Annotated in this window: 14 protein-coding genes; 11 read left to right on the top strand and 3 right to left on the bottom strand. The window is 41.7% G+C overall.

Annotated features, from left to right (window positions below):
• Window positions 1-18 precede the first annotated feature (18 nt).
• Window positions 19-1,263: an MFS transporter gene (locus tag I593_RS16865; RefSeq protein WP_016168778.1), complete on the bottom strand. Its 1,245-nt coding sequence runs from the start codon at window positions 1,261-1,263 to the stop codon at window positions 19-21.
• A gap of 121 nt (window positions 1,264-1,384) precedes the next feature.
• Here I593_RS16865 and I593_RS16860 point away from each other — a divergent pair, with 121 nt between their 5' ends.
• Window positions 1,385-2,305 (top strand): LysR family transcriptional regulator, encoded by a 921-nt coding sequence (locus tag I593_RS16860; protein WP_026440935.1) that lies wholly within the window; start codon window positions 1,385-1,387, stop codon window positions 2,303-2,305.
• Window positions 2,306-2,465: 160 nt separating this feature from the next.
• Window positions 2,466-2,930: a surface-adhesin E family protein gene (locus tag I593_RS16855; RefSeq protein WP_016168776.1), complete on the top strand. Its 465-nt coding sequence runs from the start codon at window positions 2,466-2,468 to the stop codon at window positions 2,928-2,930.
• 23 nt (window positions 2,931-2,953) lie between these two features.
• On the opposite strand, the gene I593_RS16850 is transcribed toward I593_RS16855, so the two are convergent.
• Window positions 2,954-3,835 carry a LysR family transcriptional regulator gene (locus tag I593_RS16850; protein ID WP_016168775.1) on the bottom strand — a complete coding sequence of 294 codons (882 nt, stop codon included), beginning with the start codon at window positions 3,833-3,835 and terminating at the stop codon, window positions 2,954-2,956.
• 168 nt (window positions 3,836-4,003) lie between these two features.
• Between I593_RS16850 and I593_RS16845 the strand changes: the two genes are divergently transcribed.
• The 6 genes from I593_RS16845 to I593_RS16820 all read left to right on the top strand — a co-directional run bounded on the left by I593_RS16845 (window position 4,004) and on the right by I593_RS16820 (window position 11,384).
• On the top strand, window positions 4,004-5,521 hold the full coding sequence (locus tag I593_RS16845) for a CoA-acylating methylmalonate-semialdehyde dehydrogenase (protein WP_016168774.1): 1,518 nt from the start codon (window positions 4,004-4,006) through the stop codon (window positions 5,519-5,521).
• 11 nt (window positions 5,522-5,532) lie between these two features.
• A complete protein-coding gene (gene mmsB, locus I593_RS16840; protein ID WP_016168773.1) occupies window positions 5,533-6,423 on the top strand; it encodes a 3-hydroxyisobutyrate dehydrogenase in 891 nt (296 codons plus the stop codon).
• Between the two features lie 84 nt (window positions 6,424-6,507).
• Window positions 6,508-8,169 (top strand): AMP-binding protein, encoded by a 1,662-nt coding sequence (locus I593_RS16835; protein ID WP_016168772.1) that lies wholly within the window; start codon window positions 6,508-6,510, stop codon window positions 8,167-8,169.
• A gap of 120 nt (window positions 8,170-8,289) precedes the next feature.
• Window positions 8,290-9,414, top strand: a complete 1,125-nt coding sequence (locus I593_RS16830) for an acyl-CoA dehydrogenase family protein (protein WP_026440936.1) — start codon at window positions 8,290-8,292, stop codon at window positions 9,412-9,414.
• Between the two features lie 92 nt (window positions 9,415-9,506).
• Window positions 9,507-10,310 carry an enoyl-CoA hydratase gene (locus I593_RS16825; RefSeq protein ID WP_016168770.1) on the top strand — a complete coding sequence of 268 codons (804 nt, stop codon included), beginning with the start codon at window positions 9,507-9,509 and terminating at the stop codon, window positions 10,308-10,310.
• Between the two features lie 9 nt (window positions 10,311-10,319).
• Entirely contained in the window at window positions 10,320-11,384 is a 1,065-nt protein-coding gene (locus I593_RS16820; RefSeq protein WP_228130591.1) for an enoyl-CoA hydratase/isomerase family protein, read from the top strand.
• 467 nt (window positions 11,385-11,851) lie between these two features.
• Here the strand turns inward: I593_RS16820 and I593_RS16815 are convergent, their stop codons facing one another.
• Complete coding sequence (locus tag I593_RS16815; RefSeq protein ID WP_016168768.1) at window positions 11,852-12,592, bottom strand: hypothetical protein; 741 nt, start codon at window positions 12,590-12,592, stop codon at window positions 11,852-11,854.
• A gap of 71 nt (window positions 12,593-12,663) precedes the next feature.
• Between I593_RS16815 and I593_RS16810 the strand changes: the two genes are divergently transcribed.
• Genes I593_RS16810 through I593_RS16800 form a run of 3 tightly spaced genes read left to right on the top strand, consistent with a single transcriptional unit; the run spans window position 12,664 to window position 15,421 of the window.
• A complete protein-coding gene (locus I593_RS16810) occupies window positions 12,664-13,113 on the top strand; it encodes a hypothetical protein (RefSeq protein ID WP_016168767.1) in 450 nt (149 codons plus the stop codon).
• Window positions 13,114-14,724 (top strand): glycoside hydrolase family 19 protein, encoded by a 1,611-nt coding sequence (locus I593_RS16805; RefSeq protein WP_016168766.1) that lies wholly within the window; start codon window positions 13,114-13,116, stop codon window positions 14,722-14,724.
• Window positions 14,711-15,421, top strand: coding sequence for a hypothetical protein (locus I593_RS16800; protein ID WP_016168765.1), 711 nt, complete (start codon window positions 14,711-14,713; stop codon window positions 15,419-15,421). The genes I593_RS16805 and I593_RS16800 overlap by 14 nt, the downstream gene beginning before the upstream one ends.
• Window positions 15,422-15,539 lie beyond the last annotated feature (118 nt).

The following is a 15,539-nucleotide window of genomic DNA, read 5'->3' as shown; positions in this document are numbered from 1 at the left end:
CTCGATTGATTTGAAAAGTTAAGTCTGGTGTAGAGGGGAAACTTTAATGAGGCTGAGTCCAATACCTGCAAACACCAAGAGCATTGCCAAGAGAACAACGCCTAACCATCCTGCATGTAACCAGAACCATCCTCCTGCTGAACCGATGATGCTGGAACCGAGGTAGTAAAACAGTAAATATAACGAAGTCGCATGTCCTTTGTTGTCTTGGGCTGTAGCACCGACCAAACCACTACAGAGGGCGTGGGCAATAAAGAAACCTGTAGTAATCAATGCTACGCCTAAAATAATGACCCAGAGGTTTTGCGCTAAGGTACAGGCAATGCCTAATCCCATAATGATAAAGCCGAGAATCACTATACTTTGTCGGCCATAGCGTTGTGCCAGACGAGCGGCCAATGATGAAGACACCATACCTAAACTATAAGAAAGAAAAATTAAGCTGATTTGGGTTTGACTCAAAAAATACGGAGCCGCATCGAGACGGAAAGTAATGTAGTTAAATAGAGTTACAAAGATACTGGTCAACACAAAACCTAGCGCATAGAGACGCAGTAATGAGCGATTGCGCAGATGAGCACACCATGCTTGCACATGAAAATTTAAATTTAGCCCTTTTTTGGCAACGAAGTGTCGTGAGGGAGGGAGTAGCAGAATAAAGCCGAAGGCACAGAATAAACACAATAGACCCAATAAACCTAAGGCTGTTTGCCAGTTGACCCATTCAATCAGCATCCCCATGCCAACCCGTCCCATCATGCCGCCAAAAGCCGTTCCCGCAATATACAGTCCCATAGTTTGTGCCAAGGCTTTGGGATCCATTTCTTCTGCAATCCATGCCATGGTGACGGCAGGAACCCCACCTAAGACAAACCCTTCCAGTGCACGTGTAGCGAGAAAGGTATGCCAGTGGGGAATAAACATCGCCAAGATATTCAGTCCAGCCGCACAAGCCATGGACATGAAAATGACATTACCCCGACCTAAAGCTTGTGAAAAAGCACTGGAGAGCACAATGGAAACTGCCAAGAAAGCAGTGGTCAGCGACAATGCCAATGCGCTATTGGCAGGGCTCACCGCAAAGGTCTGGGTAAAAGCAGGCAGTAAAGGTTGTACACAATAAATCAGGGAGAAACTGGCAAATCCCACCAAGAACAGGGCCAGCCCTGCACGGTAATAAGTGCTTGTACCCGATTCAATCCAAGATTCGGATAAAGGGGAGATTGGCTCAAGTTCTGGACTTGAAGAAGCGGGGCTAAGCATCTGAATTTCCAACAGCCAAAGTCTTTGGCTTGTATGATCATTTACAGAATAAGCCTAGCAGCGAGAAGGTCATCCTTCTAATATATTTGAGTCTATAGCAATATATGTTTTATATATGAATATAGAGCTGCGCCATATCCGCTATTTTTTAACCGTGGCTGAAGAAAAAAACTTTACCCGCGCGGCCCAACGCTTGTGCATGAGTCAACCGCCCTTGAGTATGCAAATCCGTGATCTGGAAGAGTGTATTGGTGCAGACTTGTTCCTGCGAACCTCGCAAGGCGTGGTGCTGACCGAAGTGGGACAAGCTTTTCTCACTGCGGTGGAACCGTTACAACATCAATTGGACGATGCCATTCAGTTGGCACGCCATGTTTCCAATGGTGAAGTGGGGCAGTTGCGTTTAGGCTTTACAGGCACTTCAATGCTGAACCCTTTAATTCCAGAAAGCATTCGTCGTTATCAGCAGCAGTACCCCCAAGTTGGATTAAAACTAGAAGAAGCCAATTCTCTCAAATTAATTGACTATGTGCTGGAAGACCGCCTAGATATTGCCATTATTCGTCCACCTCGACAAATTCATAGCAGTTTAGCCATGCAAGAGTTGTTGAATGAAGCATTAATTGCAGCGGTTTCTGTACGCCGTGATTTAGCGCATGGTGAGCAACCTTTACAGGTGACCTGCTTATGTGAGCACGAAATGATTTTGTCTCCCCGCAGTGTGAGTGCAGGCTTATATGATGCGGTAACTGATGCTTGTCAACAAGCAGGCTTTGAACCCAAACTGGGGCAGAGTGCACCACAGATTGTCTCGATTTTATCTTTGGTGGCGGCTAATTTAGGGGTATCGATGGTGCCTGAATCTTCGCAGCAATTACAAATTCAGGGTGTGGTTTATCGACCTTTTGCCGAGCCTGTACCTACAGTTGGGCTGGCTGTAATTTATAAACAGCATTTGGCAACACAACTGGCCATCAATTTTGCCAGCATTTTGCAAATGGTTTGCCATCAGGGTGCTAAATATTCCTCAGAGTCGATTTAGAGTGCCAACCAGTCATAGTAATATCACTGAATCTGTGCTGAAAATGCTGAAATAAAATTTATATTAATTTAATTATTTCAGTATCTTAGTTTGATTTTATCATGTGATTTAAGCGGTGGAGTTGCTATAATCCCTTGCGCCTATCTGGGGGGATAGTATTGTGTTAAATCGTGTGCTGATCAGTTTTGTCAGTTTATTTTGGAGTGTGTTTGCATGTGCCGAGTGGACCTACGTCAATGCAAATTATGATCACTCGCAATATATTTATGTCGATTTTAATCGGGTGAGAGTACTTGATGCAAAAAGCAATGAAGTTGAATACTGGGTCAAGTATTTAATTAAAAATGACAAAGAAAAAGATGGCTTGGAACTGGGTGATTATTCCTTGGCCTTGTACCGTGTGGGCTGTGAGAGTGAACAATATAGCATTCGCTCCTCGGCTAATTTCAAGAAAAATGGTTCCTTAATGAGTAGCCAGAATTATGCTGCCAGTCAGGCTCGCCCGATTATTCCCAATACTGCACTCGATTATACTGCTGCAATGGTCTGCCGTGTTTTGCCACAAAGTCAGAAAGTCGATCGTCTGGAACAGCTCACCCGACGTATTGCAATGGGAGAATACTGATCAAGCAATCAACTTCGTCAGCCTTAATCCATAAGAATACCTTGCTTAAGGTCAGCCTGTTTACGTAAATAATCCCAGACCAATTTAATCCGTGGCTCGTGTTGTAAATCGACAAAAGTCAGCATCCAAAAGGTATGGGTAAAGCGCACTTGCTCGGCCAGCACTTGTTCTAAATTGGGCTGATTATGGGCTAGAAATTGCGGCAAGATGGCCAAGCCTGCGCCTGCATTCACCGCAATTTGCTGCGCTAAAATACTACTACTGCGAAAATTGGCGGTCAGTGGAATCGGCAGGCGTTCCAAACAATACAGTTCTGAGCTATAAATCAGATCATCAATATAATTCACAAAGCGGTGGCGTGCTAAATCTTCCATATTTTGAATGGGCGGATGTTGTGCCAGATAGCTTTTGCTGCCGTAAATTTTTAAACAATAATCGGTCAGTCGGGTAATGATATAAGGACCCGATTTCGGACGGTCTATCGAAATGACAATATCGGCTTCGCGATGGGACAGCTTCATCATCTTGGGAACAGGAATCAGGTCGATCGTGAGCAGCGGAAATTGCTGCGACAGTTCTGCTAATAACTGGGTCAAAAACGCTGTGCCAAAACCTTCGGGTGCACCAATTCGCACGCGACCTTCAAGTGGCTGTTGCGGTTTTTGAATTTGCAAAAAAGCCTGTTCCATTTGCTCTACGCGCGGCACCAGTGCCATACCATCGACAGTAAGTTCATATCCTGTGGCTTCACGTTTAAATAAGGGTGTACCTAACGCGACTTCTAAAGACTGTATCCGTCGAGCCACAGTACTGTGTTCAACCCCAATAATCCGTGCTGCATTGGTCAATGTTTTGGCACGTGCCAAGACCAAAAAAAATTGCAGATGATCCCAATCTACTTTCATTTTTATTTTCCACATCCTGTGCAAAATTGCACAACCATCGTGCACCAATCTGCATTGGTGGTCAAAGTTTTCTTTGCTAGTCTGATTTGAAAATCACAAATTGAACATACGGTTTAAGTCGTAGGGTTCAGCAGCAACACAATAAAAATGAATGCCTATGGAGAGGTTATGAATACGGTTTCTAAAATCCAATTATCAACAGCTAAATTATTGATTAACGGTGAGTTTGTCGAGTCTAAAACCCAGCAATGGCAAGACATTGTTAATCCAGCAACTCAAGAAGTCATTGGTTTAGTCCCTTTTGCAACACCTGAAGAAGTACAGTCTGCAATTGCTTCGGCAAAAGCGGCATTTGCCAGTTGGCGAGAAACCCCGATTCAAGCCCGAATGCGCATTATGTTGAAATTGCAGGAACTCATTCGTGCCAATGCCAAGAAAATTGCACAGGTACTCACTGCTGAACAGGGCAAAACCTTGGCGGATGCGGAAGGTGATATTCAGCGTGGTTTGGAAGTGGTGGAACATGCGTGTTCAATTGGCACCTTGCAAATGGGCGAATATACCGAAGGGGTGGCACGTGGCGTAGATACTTATACCTTGCAACAACCTTTAGGTGTCTGTGCGGGGATTACCCCGTTTAACTTTCCTGCGATGATTCCTTTGTGGATGTTTCCCATGGCAATCGTCTGCGGTAATACCTTTGTTTTGAAGCCATCTGAACAAGATCCGCTCTCCACCATGATGTTGGTCGAGTTGGCAATCGAAGCAGGTATTCCCGCAGGCGTACTGAATGTGGTGCATGGCGGCAAAGAGGTGGTCGATGCGCTGTGTACCCATCAAGACATCAAAGCCATTTCCTTTGTGGGTTCGACTGCTGTCGGCACGCATGTCTATAACTTGGCGGGTCAACATGGCAAGCGTGTGCAATCCATGATGGGTGCGAAAAACCATGTGGTCGTGATGCCCGATGCGAATAAAGAACAAACCTTAAATGCCATGGTCGGTGCAGCCTTTGGTGCGGCAGGGCAACGTTGCATGGCGCTTTCAGTTGCAGTCATGGTCGGTGACAGTAAACACTGGATCAATGAATTGGTGACTAAAGCCAAAACCTTAAGTGTGAATGCAGGGCATGAGCCGAATACGGATATTGGCCCTGTGATTTCACCACGTGCCAAAGCCCGTGTGATTGATTTAATTAACAGTGGTGTCGAGCAAGGTGCTGAACTGCTGCTAGATGGTCGTGATATTCAAGTCAAAGGCTATGAAAATGGCAACTTTGTCGGGGCAACGGTGTTTAGCAATGTCACCACGGATATGCGTATTTATAAAGAAGAAATCTTTGGGCCAGTACTGACGATTCTCTGTGTGGAGACTTTGGATGAGGCGATTGAACTGGTCAATGCCAATCCATTTGGTAATGGTGTGGGCTTATTTACCCAAAGTGGGGCAGTAGCACGGACTTTCCAAAACCGTATTGATATTGGTCAAGTAGGCATCAATATTCCAATTCCAGTCCCTGTGCCATTCTTTAGTTTCACAGGTTCGCGTGGCTCAAAGCTCGGTGACCTAGGCCCTTATGGTAAACAGGCGGTACAGTTCTATACGCAAACCAAAACCATTACCAGTCGTTGGTTTGAAGACAGTCAAGAAGCAGGGGAAGTCAATACCACCATCAGTTTACGCTAAGGAGTAGCGAGATGAAGATAGCTTTCATTGGTTTAGGGAATATGGGCGGTTCGATGGCACAGAACCTGCTCAAAGCAGGGCAAACGGTGTTAGGTTATGACCTAAGTGAAAAAGCTTTGCAGCAGTTTTCCGAAAGTGGCGGAATCGTCTGTGACAGCCCTCAAGCTGCGGCTGAGCAGGCAGATGTGGTCATCAGTATGTTGCCCGCAGCTAAGCATGTACGTGACGTGTATTTGAGTGAGACGGGAATTCTGGCGGTAATGCGTGCAGGCAGTCTCTGTATTGACTCAAGTACCATCGACCCGCAAACCATTAAAGATGTTGCTGCTGAGGGCTTGAAGCATCAAGTTCAAGTCTGCGATGCGCCTGTGTCTGGTGGCACCATTGGTGCTAAAGCGGGGACCTTGACCTTTATGGTTGGTGCCGATGACGTGACCTATGAGCGTGTGCAGCCGATTTTAAGCTTTATGGGCAAGAATACGGTGCATTGTGGTGCAGTAGGTGCAGGGCAAATTGCTAAAATTTGCAATAACATGATTCTCGGCATTTCTATGGCGGCCGTGGCAGAAGGGATGGCTTTGGGCAGCCGATTGGGCATTGATACCCATGCATTGGCAGGCGTGATCAATAGCTCAAGTGGCCGTTGCTGGAGTTCTGAAATCTGTAATCCTTGGCCCGATATTAGCCCGAATGCACCCGCAGGACGAGGTTATACCGACGGTTTTGCCTCACAACTCATGCTTAAAGATTTAGGTTTGGCCATTGAAGCGGCAGGCCAAGTCAAGCAACCTGTATTACTCGGTGGTTTGGCACAGCAGCTCTATCAACAGTTGTGTTTGCAAGGCAATGCACATTTAGATTTTTCTAGCATTATCCAGCAATATTTACCCCGAGAAAATTGATTTAAAAGAAATGAAAGGGTGCAATGAATGCACCCTATAAAAAACCCTTGTCGTGAATAACAAAAATGTGACTGAGGTGAAAGGATGGCTTCAAATTATCAACAAGCGCAGCAAAATTTTGATTTGCAACAGGCTGCGCAACGGTTTCTATCAGGTTCAATCGATGCACTGAATGCATGTTATGAATGTTGCGATCGACATGCTTTGCCGGGGCGGATTGCCTTGTTTTGGCAGGGTAAAGATGGTCGTAAAGAGCAATATACCTTTCGAGAGTTACAACAACGTGCCAGCCAATTTGCCAACTTTTTAAAGTCTCAAGGCGTGTCTAAAGGTGACCGTGTATCGGGCTTATTGCCACGTACCCCAGAGCTGATTATTACAATTTTAGCGGCATGGCGGATTGGTGCGGTTTATCAACCGCTATTTACTGCGTTTGGCCCGAAAGCCATTGAGCACCGCTTACAGTTGGCACAAAGCAAACTGGTGGTGACCGATGTGGGCAATCGTGACAAATTGCACGACGTAGAGGGTTGCCCTGCAATTGTGACGGTCACGGGAGCCAAAGGCACAGGGCTGTATCAAGGGGATTATAGCTTTTGGGCAGAAGTAAACCGCCAGTCTGATCAATGTGAATTGGAGATGATGAACATCCAAGATCCATTCTTGTTGATGTTCACATCAGGGACGACAGGCCCTGCCAAACCCTTACAAGTGCCACTCAAAGCGCTGATTGCATTTGGTGGCTATATGCAAGATGCAATTGGTTTAAGAGCTGAAGATTCGTTTTGGAATATTGCTGATCCAGGTTGGGCCTATGGATTGTATTACGGCATTACGGGTCCGCTCTTATTGGGTCATCCGACCATTTTTTATGAAGGCGCATTTACTGCCGACAGTCTATGCCAGATTGTAAATGACTATGGCGTGAATAACTTGGCAGGTGCACCCACAGCCTACCGTATGATGATGGCGGCTGATCCGAAGCAAATGGCGAAATTACATGGCAAATTCCGTGTGGTCAGCAGTGCAGGTGAGCCATTGAATCCTGAAGTGTTTCGCTGGTTCAAACAAGTATTAGATGCGCCAATCTATGACCATTATGGCCAGACTGAAGTTGGGATGGTGGTGTGTAATCATCATGCATTGGAACATGAGGTTCGAGCAGGCTCGGCAGGTTTTGCCAGTCCCGGCTATCGTGTTGTGGCACTAGATGAACAGGGCAATGAACTCGGTGCAGATACCCCAGGAATTTTAGCGGTAGACATAAGTCAGTCTCCGATGATGTGGTTTGGCGGTTATCAAGAAAGTCGTAAATCGCCATTTATCGGACATTATTATTTAACGGGTGATACCGCTGAAATACATGCCGATGGCAGCATGAGTTTTGTCGGACGCAGTGATGATGTGATTACCACCTCGGGCTATCGTGTGGGGCCCTTTGATGTGGAAAGTGCCTTGTTGGAACATGATGCCGTGATTGAAGCCGCCGTGATTGGTGTACCTGACCCTGAGCGAACAGAAGTGATTAAAGCTTTTGTGATTTTATCAGGTGAAAGTGCAGCCAGCGCTGAGCTCGAAAATGAACTGAGCCAATTTGTGAAGAAACGCTTATCTGCTCATGCTTATCCACGTTTGATTGAGTTTGTGACTGAACTTCCCAAAACCCCAAGTGGAAAAATTCAGCGCTTTTTACTGCGCAATCAGGAAATTGCCAAGCAACAAACAACGGTAACTGCTGCAAGCTAAGATATTGTAAGGAAAGTAATTATGCAATTCACTGAAGGACAAGCTCACATGCAGGATATGGTAAAAAGTTTTGATCACGACCAGATAAAACCGACGGCCAGTGAGTGGGATCGACAAGGTATGTTTTTTGAAGAACAACTCTTGATTCAGGACATGGCAAAAAGTTTTGCCCAAGAACAAATTAAACCCTATGCCAGTGAGTGGGATCGACAGGGTACTTTCCCAGCCCAAGCCTTACAGCAAATGGGGCAACTGGGTTTTATGGGGATGTTGGTGCCTGAAGAATGGGGTGGTTCGGCAACAGGCAACTTGGCCTATGTACTGGCGTTGGAAGAAATTGCCGCTGCGGATGGTGCAACATCGGCGATTATGAGTGTGCATAATTCGGTGGGTTGTGTGCCGATTTTGAAATTTGGTACCGAAGAGCAAAAGCAACAATTTCTGGTGCCTTTAGCCAAAGGGGAAATGATCGGGGCTTTTGCACTGACTGAACCGCATACTGGTTCTGATGCTGCTGCCATTAAAACCCGTGCCGTGAAAGATGGTGACCATTACATTATCAATGGTGCCAAGCAATTTATTACTTCAGGACACAATGCAGGCGTGATTATCGTGTTTGCTGTGACCGATCCGAGCGCAGGGAAAAAAGGCATGAGTGCTTTTTTAGTCCCGCGTAATACACCTGGCTACGAAGTCATTCGGGTCGAAGAAAAATTGGGTTTACATGCCTCTGACACTTGCCAAATTGCTTTGACCGATGTGCGCGTGCACAAAAGTATGTTGTTGGGTAAAGAAGGCGAAGGTTTAAAAATTGCCTTGTCTAATTTGGAGGGCGGACGCATTGGCATTGCCGCTCAAGCCGTTGGATTGGCACGTGCCGCTTTGGAAGAAGCCACCCGTTATGCCAAGGAGCGTGTAGCTTTTGGGAAGCCAATTTTTGAGCAGCAAGCAGTGTCGTTCCGATTGGCCAGTATGGCAACAGAAATTGCCGCAGCACGTCAGTTGGTACATCAGGCAGCGCGTTTAAAAGAAGCGGGTCAACCGTGTTTAACCGAAGCGTCGATGGCGAAGTTGTTTGCCTCTGAAATGACCGAGCGGGTCTGTTCAAATGCTCTACAAATCTTTGGCGGTTATGGCTATCTGAAAGATTTTCCGATTGAGCGCATTTATCGTGATGCTCGGATTTGTCAGATTTACGAGGGTACCAGTGATATTCAATGCTTGGTGATTGCCCGTAGTTTATAAACCCAATATCGAAAAACAGACCCTTGCACATGTGAGTGATCACGAGATGTGAAAGAGATATGTGCATGGGTCTATAGAAGAAGGATCGCAACATGCAGTGGGAAAAAACATTCATTGAAGACTTACAGTGGGACACGATTTTAGTTGAAAAGCGCAAGGGTGTCGGGGTCATTACCCTGAACCGTCCTCAAGCGTTGAATGCCTTAAACAGTCAATTGATTGCTGAAATTAACCAAGCCTTAGATCAGTTTGAACGCGATGCTGAAATTGGCTGTATGGTGTTGGCAGGTTCTGAAAAAGCTTTTGCTGCGGGGGCTGATATTAAAGAAATGGCCGAGCTGAATTTCCCGAATATCTATTTTGATGATTTTTTCCATTTGGCAGATCGGATTGCGCAGCGTCGTAAACCTTTAATTGCTGCAGTGAGTGGCTATGCACTGGGCGGCGGCTGCGAGTTAGCTTTGATGTGCGATTTTATTTATTGTGCGGATAATGCCAAGTTTGGTTTGCCTGAAGTAACCCTTGGGGTGATTCCCGGCATTGGCGGAACGCAGCGTTTAACTTTGGCCTTGGGTAAAGCCAAAGCCATGGAAATGTGTTTAACCGCACGGCAAATGGGCGCGCTTGAAGCAGAACAAAGTGGCTTAGTGGCGCGCGTCCTACCGAAAGAGGAATTATTAGCCTATACCTTAGAGGCTGCGGAGAAAATAGCACAGCGATCTCTGACTGCCACCATGATGATTAAGGAAAGCATTAATCGCGCCTTTGAAGTGAGCTTAAGTGAAGGATTACGCTTTGAACGTCGTACTTTCCATTCCATTTTTGCAACTGTAGACCAAAAAGAAGGCATGAAAGCCTTTGTGGAAAAGCGACCAGCCCAATTTAAAAATCAATAAATAAGGAGTCTGCGCATGGAAAATAATTTACAGATTAGTGTCCAAGGGCATTTAGGCGTGATTACGCTAGATCGAGCGAGTCATTTGAATGCACTGTCCTTAAGCATGATTCATGGCATTAGCCAGCAGTTAGAACTGTGGCGTGAGGACGATCAGGTTCAAGCCGTCTTGATTGACTCTAATAGCCCGAAAGCCTTTTGTGCAGGCGGAGATATTCGTTTCCTCTATGACAGCTATCAAAATGGAACCGCCAATTATCAGCGCTATTTTGCAGATGAATATCACATGCTGAAGAGCCTACGCCAATATGCGAAACCTGTCATGGTGTTTTTAGATGGCTATGTCTTGGGTGGTGGTTTTGGTTTGGCACAAGCTTGCCAGATTATTGTTAGCAGTGAGAAATCTCGTTTTGCCATGCCAGAAACTGCGATTGGCTTTTTCCCAGATGTGGGCGCAACCCATTTTCTGTCTCGTTTAGATGATATTGGCGTGTATATGGCGGTGACTGGGGAACAAATCAGCAGTAGCGATGCCTTGCATTTAGATTTAATTGACTATTTGGTGCCGAGTGACCACTTGGCACAGTTGCAAACTGAGTTGGCACAGGCACCCCAGTTGAATCAACAGTTAATTGAGCAGATGATTGTGCGTTATTTAAAAGAACCAGCACCCAGTGAATTAAAACAGTATGAAGATGCGATTCGGCAGCATTTTTCACATACTGAATTGGCTCAAATTGAAGACAGCCTAGCCAATACATTAGAAAGTGACTATATGGATTGGGCTGAAAAAATCTTAGCAAACTTGCAGCAACGTTCTTTGTTAGCCAAGCAAATCAGTCTAAAGCTACAGCATGTTGGGCGGGGGCTATCTTTAGAGCAATGTATGCAGTTAGAACGGGATTTACAAGATATCTGGTTTGAGCAGGGCGACATGATTGAAGGTGTACGGGCTTTGCTGATTGATAAGGACAAGCAACCGAAATGGCAAACTGAAAACCCTAAGTTAATGCAGATGTTTGAGAAGTTGTTACCGCCTTCGCGACAGCAGCGTCAGGCGAGTGCGCAAGTCTAAGTTTGCTTTTCAAGCAGTACAGAAAATCCTCCAATGCTTTGGGGGATTTTTTATAGCTTTTGACCTAAATAAATAGCTTAAATTTTGAATTATTTATTTTAAGATTTCATTCTCAGAAATTGGATAAATAACGAATGAATGACTTAACAACAAGATTTTTAAATAATTTTACCCAGTGGCATGAAGTAGGGCTGACGCTCATAAATCGGTACTCACTTTGTTCGTACTCTATTGAATCTCGCTTTGCTCGATTCCTGGGGCAGTTTTTGGTTAATTTTATTTGTGAAATCCAAAAGCAAAAGCAACTATGAATTCGCTTTGCTCATTTGTTTTTTACTCGCTTACGCTCGACTATAAGACAAAGGTTATACAGTCGCTTTGCTCGGTTAATTTCGTTAAGGTATAAAAGCAAGTATTGTAATCAGGGAAAAGGCATGGCTGAATTTTAATTACGCTCACTCGCTCGGTTAAACTTTATTTGTACTCCAATAATTTAACTCTTTAGATAGTGGAGAGGATAAAACTGAATTTTCAATGTGCAGAGCTAAGCTATGTCCTGTTGAGCAAATTTGAATATATAGATCAAAAGATGTCGTAATACTTGGGTCTATTGAGGCTTGCATAGCAAAAACTTGTTTCAGTTGTTGAATGTGATATTCAAGAAAGGCGAATTCATTTTCAAAGCTTGATAGACTTTTTAAGTGTCGTTGGAAGTTTTGGAGGCTACTCATATCAGGTGGTAAGTTAAAACACGTCACATCGACTATTAAAGGGCTGATTTCATGAACATAGGGATGAATAACCCTAATGCCATCTTTTCGTTTAATTTCCTTAAAAAATGGTTCTATCGGAATGGAATACAGACGGCTTTCCTTTCCATCAAACATTGAAAATATCAATGTATTATTGATCAGCATTTCTTTTGGGACACCTTCCATTAAACGCTTTTCAATTTCCTCATAAATCACATTCATTTGTTTGAGTTCTTGATATTCTTCTACTTTAAAATTGGAAAAATAGTCCATGATTCGATTTAAAAAGATCGTTTCTCCTGTCCCTGCGATTGCACCTAGACTCCATAATTTAATTTTAGCTTCATCATCATGAAATAGAGACATTTCTCCTGTTTCTACATCACAGACCATTGCTCGTTTATCTGCTGCAATTAGTAAGCAATCTTCTAAATGAGCTGAAATGATCATCGTCATGTAAGAATTTCTTTATTTGAAAAAGTTATGTTATTTTAGTGACATAATTAAGTATTAGAGAAATAATAACAATGGCAGGTGGTTCTCGTATTGTTATCAGTGATGATGGGATTACTATATCTACAGGTGGAAAAATTATTTATAAAGCTGGACAACATAATTTTGAAGGTGGTCAAAAAGTGGTTTCGCCTAAAACAGCTTTACCTATGTTTGAGACACCATACAGTAATAAGATTGATTACACATGGGATAGCAACCTTAAGAATAAAAAAGAAATTTTTGTTTTAGATCAAAATAAAAATAGTTTAATAAAATCAAAAGTAGATCACTTAGATCATGAAAATAATCTGAGTTCCTTACGTTTTTACACACTACAGTCAACAGAATTTATAGCTTTGGGATTTAATTCCTCATATGTTTCTGTAGAACAAAAACGTTTAGATGGTGAAAATAGAGATGAATTGTTAGAAGAAGCCCTATTTGAAGAAGATGATGATGTTTCGACGGGGGATGATTTTTAAATGTCTGAATTAAAAACAATTACAGCAAGATTTTTTGATGGTTCTGGAAAGTATGTAAGAAATTTAAATGTAAAGTCTCGTTATGCAGGTTCATCCAAAGAAAATATAAGAAAAACTGATATAAATGGTTTTTTTATATTTCAAGCATCTTCAAATAGAACTGTAGAGATTTTAGCTAAACCTCCTAATCAGCCTGACTATATTTTATTTAAATCAATAAATTCATCAATTATTTCATCGGAAAATAATCCCATAGTTGTAAATTTACCTAAAACAATTGATGAATATAAAGCAAATAATCCACCTTTGAAAAAAGGTATTGTTAGTACCGTATTTAAAATCGTTGATAGTAATGGGAAAGTAATGGTGAATTTCCCAATTCAGTCTAGACCTAAAAGTAAGGGGAATTCCCCAGATAAATATACCAATGATCAAGGTCTTGTTGAGGTTTTATCATCTCCAAATAGAGATATTGAAGTTCTAGTCCTTACTTCTGGAGATCAATTTGAGCTTAAATTTTCTGGAAACTCTGGGTCTGGGACAAAGCAACCGATATTAATTAAACTGAATGAGCCATACGATAGTTTTAAAGGTTTTACATTAATAAAAGTATTAGATAAATCGGGTCAGCGTTATGCAGTTCAAGATGTTGATGTTGAAATGGTTTTTGATAATGTTAATAAAAAAAATCTTAAAGTTAAAAATGGACAATTAAAATTAACGAATTGGGTTGGTCAAAAAATTAAATTGACGATTTTTAAACCTGATGGAACGGCACTAGACTCAGTAGAGTTTATGGTTAGAAGAGTAAAAGAAGAGTTTATTGATCTACAATTAGATGTAGATGTTTTAAATGGGAAAACAGCCCAAAATGATCCTAGCATTCCTCAGCGGATAGAAGATAGCTCTACGGGACAGATTATTTCATTAAGCTTCTTTAAAGAAGTTTATGGAACAAAAAAACTATTTTGGCACAAAACAATGAATGGAAGACCTACTCAAAATTCGACTCCAGAACAATTCTTACCAGCTTTGAATAAAGGATTATTGAAGTATAAAATGACAGAGAAGCTTATATTATGTCATTTTCTTGCTCAAATTTATCATGAGTGTGATCACTTCAATACTTTGATTGAATATGCAAGTGGAAAGGATTATGACATTGCGACTTTTCCTCCATCGGTTTGTAATGCTCCTAAGAGTCGATCATGTAGAAGACGTAAACAAATTATAGCAGAAGGAAATACTACTCCAGGCGATGGACCTAAATACAAAGGGAAAGGACTAATTCAATTAACGTGGAAAAGTGCTTACATTAAATATAAGAATTACTCAGGAATAGATGTGGTAAGTAATTCAGACTTATTATGCGATGATCTTTTTCATGCAGTGGAAAGTGCAGTATGGGCTTTTAATGAGTTCAAAAATGCAGATAGTTTAGTTCGTAATGGTTATAGTGATTTAACAAAAACATACTCTGATTCACATCATTTAGGTGTGGTGGATAAGGTAAGTAGACGAATTAATGGAGGAACAGTTGGTTTATCTGAAAGAAAAAGCTTATTTTTAAAAATATTAAGAGAGGTTGAAAAGCGAAATGGGTTCAAATAATAAATTTATTTTTTTATTATTATTAATTTATTCAACAGCTTCTTGTGCTAGTGATGAGTTGCTTAAGGAAAATAATAAAATTTTTTTTAAAAAGGGAAATAATAAAATTTTTCTATTTGCCGATAGTGATTATTGCTTTGATAAAGACGCTTTTTCAGTTGAAAATTTAACAAATGATAATAAAAAATATTTATTTGTAAATCATACAGATGATTGTAATCCTAGTGGTAAATATGAAATATTCGATATATCCGAAAATAAAGCTAAAAAATTCTATTTAAGCCCACTATATGACCCAGAAGTCGATAAAAATAAAATTATTGAAAGATTTAAGGATGGTGCTGTAGGTTATACTCGTATATATGTTTTAAAAAATAGCAAATATTACCTATTAGAGGAATTGAAAACATTAGACAATAATCTTAATTTAAGTACGGTTTATTCAAGTAAATCACCTACATTTTATTTAAAAGATGATTCAAATCAGATAATAAAAAATTTAGAAATAAGTTCAACTAAAGCATATTTTTTTGATGAAAATTTAATAAAAACAAAATCTTATATTATTAGTGGTGATAAGGTTAAAATTATTAATTTAATTAAAAAAAATAATTTAATTTATGTGAAAGTTGAATTTCAGGGTAAAAATAAGCTAACAGAAGGATATATAAAATTAGAAGATTTTTTATACAAATAAGTGATGGTTTTAGGCTGCATTCGCCTTTGAGGCAGCTTCAAAATGAGGCTGTCTCGTGTCTAGGATACTGGGAGCAATCCAGTTTACGATTCAGTTCGATGATCGATTAAAAGATCAT

Origin of the sequence: Acinetobacter tandoii DSM 14970 = CIP 107469 (assembly GCF_000400735.1) — a bacterium.
GTDB classification, from domain to species: Bacteria; Pseudomonadota; Gammaproteobacteria; order Pseudomonadales; family Moraxellaceae; genus Acinetobacter; species Acinetobacter tandoii.
Note: the sequence above shows the minus strand (reverse complement) of the source record. Positions and strands in the feature narration are given on the sequence as shown.

Excerpts from the sequence above, each read along its gene's own strand:
- I593_RS16865 (WP_016168778.1), bottom strand. The coding sequence starts at position 1,263 with ATGCTTAGCCCCGCTTCTTCAAGTCCAGAACTTGAGCCAATCTCCCCT.
- I593_RS16850 (WP_016168775.1), bottom strand. The coding sequence starts at position 3,835 with ATGAAAGTAGATTGGGATCATCTGCAATTTTTTTTGGTCTTGGCACGT.
- I593_RS16845 (WP_016168774.1), top strand. The coding sequence starts at position 4,004 with ATGAATACGGTTTCTAAAATCCAATTATCAACAGCTAAATTATTGATT.
- mmsB (WP_016168773.1), top strand. The coding sequence starts at position 5,533 with ATGAAGATAGCTTTCATTGGTTTAGGGAATATGGGCGGTTCGATGGCA.
- I593_RS16835 (WP_016168772.1), top strand. The coding sequence starts at position 6,508 with ATGGCTTCAAATTATCAACAAGCGCAGCAAAATTTTGATTTGCAACAG.
- I593_RS16830 (WP_026440936.1), top strand. The coding sequence starts at position 8,290 with ATGTTTTTTGAAGAACAACTCTTGATTCAGGACATGGCAAAAAGTTTT.
- I593_RS16825 (WP_016168770.1), top strand. The coding sequence starts at position 9,507 with ATGCAGTGGGAAAAAACATTCATTGAAGACTTACAGTGGGACACGATT.
- I593_RS16815 (WP_016168768.1), bottom strand. The coding sequence starts at position 12,592 with ATGACGATGATCATTTCAGCTCATTTAGAAGATTGCTTACTAATTGCA.
- I593_RS16810 (WP_016168767.1), top strand. The coding sequence starts at position 12,664 with ATGGCAGGTGGTTCTCGTATTGTTATCAGTGATGATGGGATTACTATA.
- I593_RS16805 (WP_016168766.1), top strand. The coding sequence starts at position 13,114 with ATGTCTGAATTAAAAACAATTACAGCAAGATTTTTTGATGGTTCTGGA.
- I593_RS16800 (WP_016168765.1), top strand. The coding sequence starts at position 14,711 with ATGGGTTCAAATAATAAATTTATTTTTTTATTATTATTAATTTATTCA.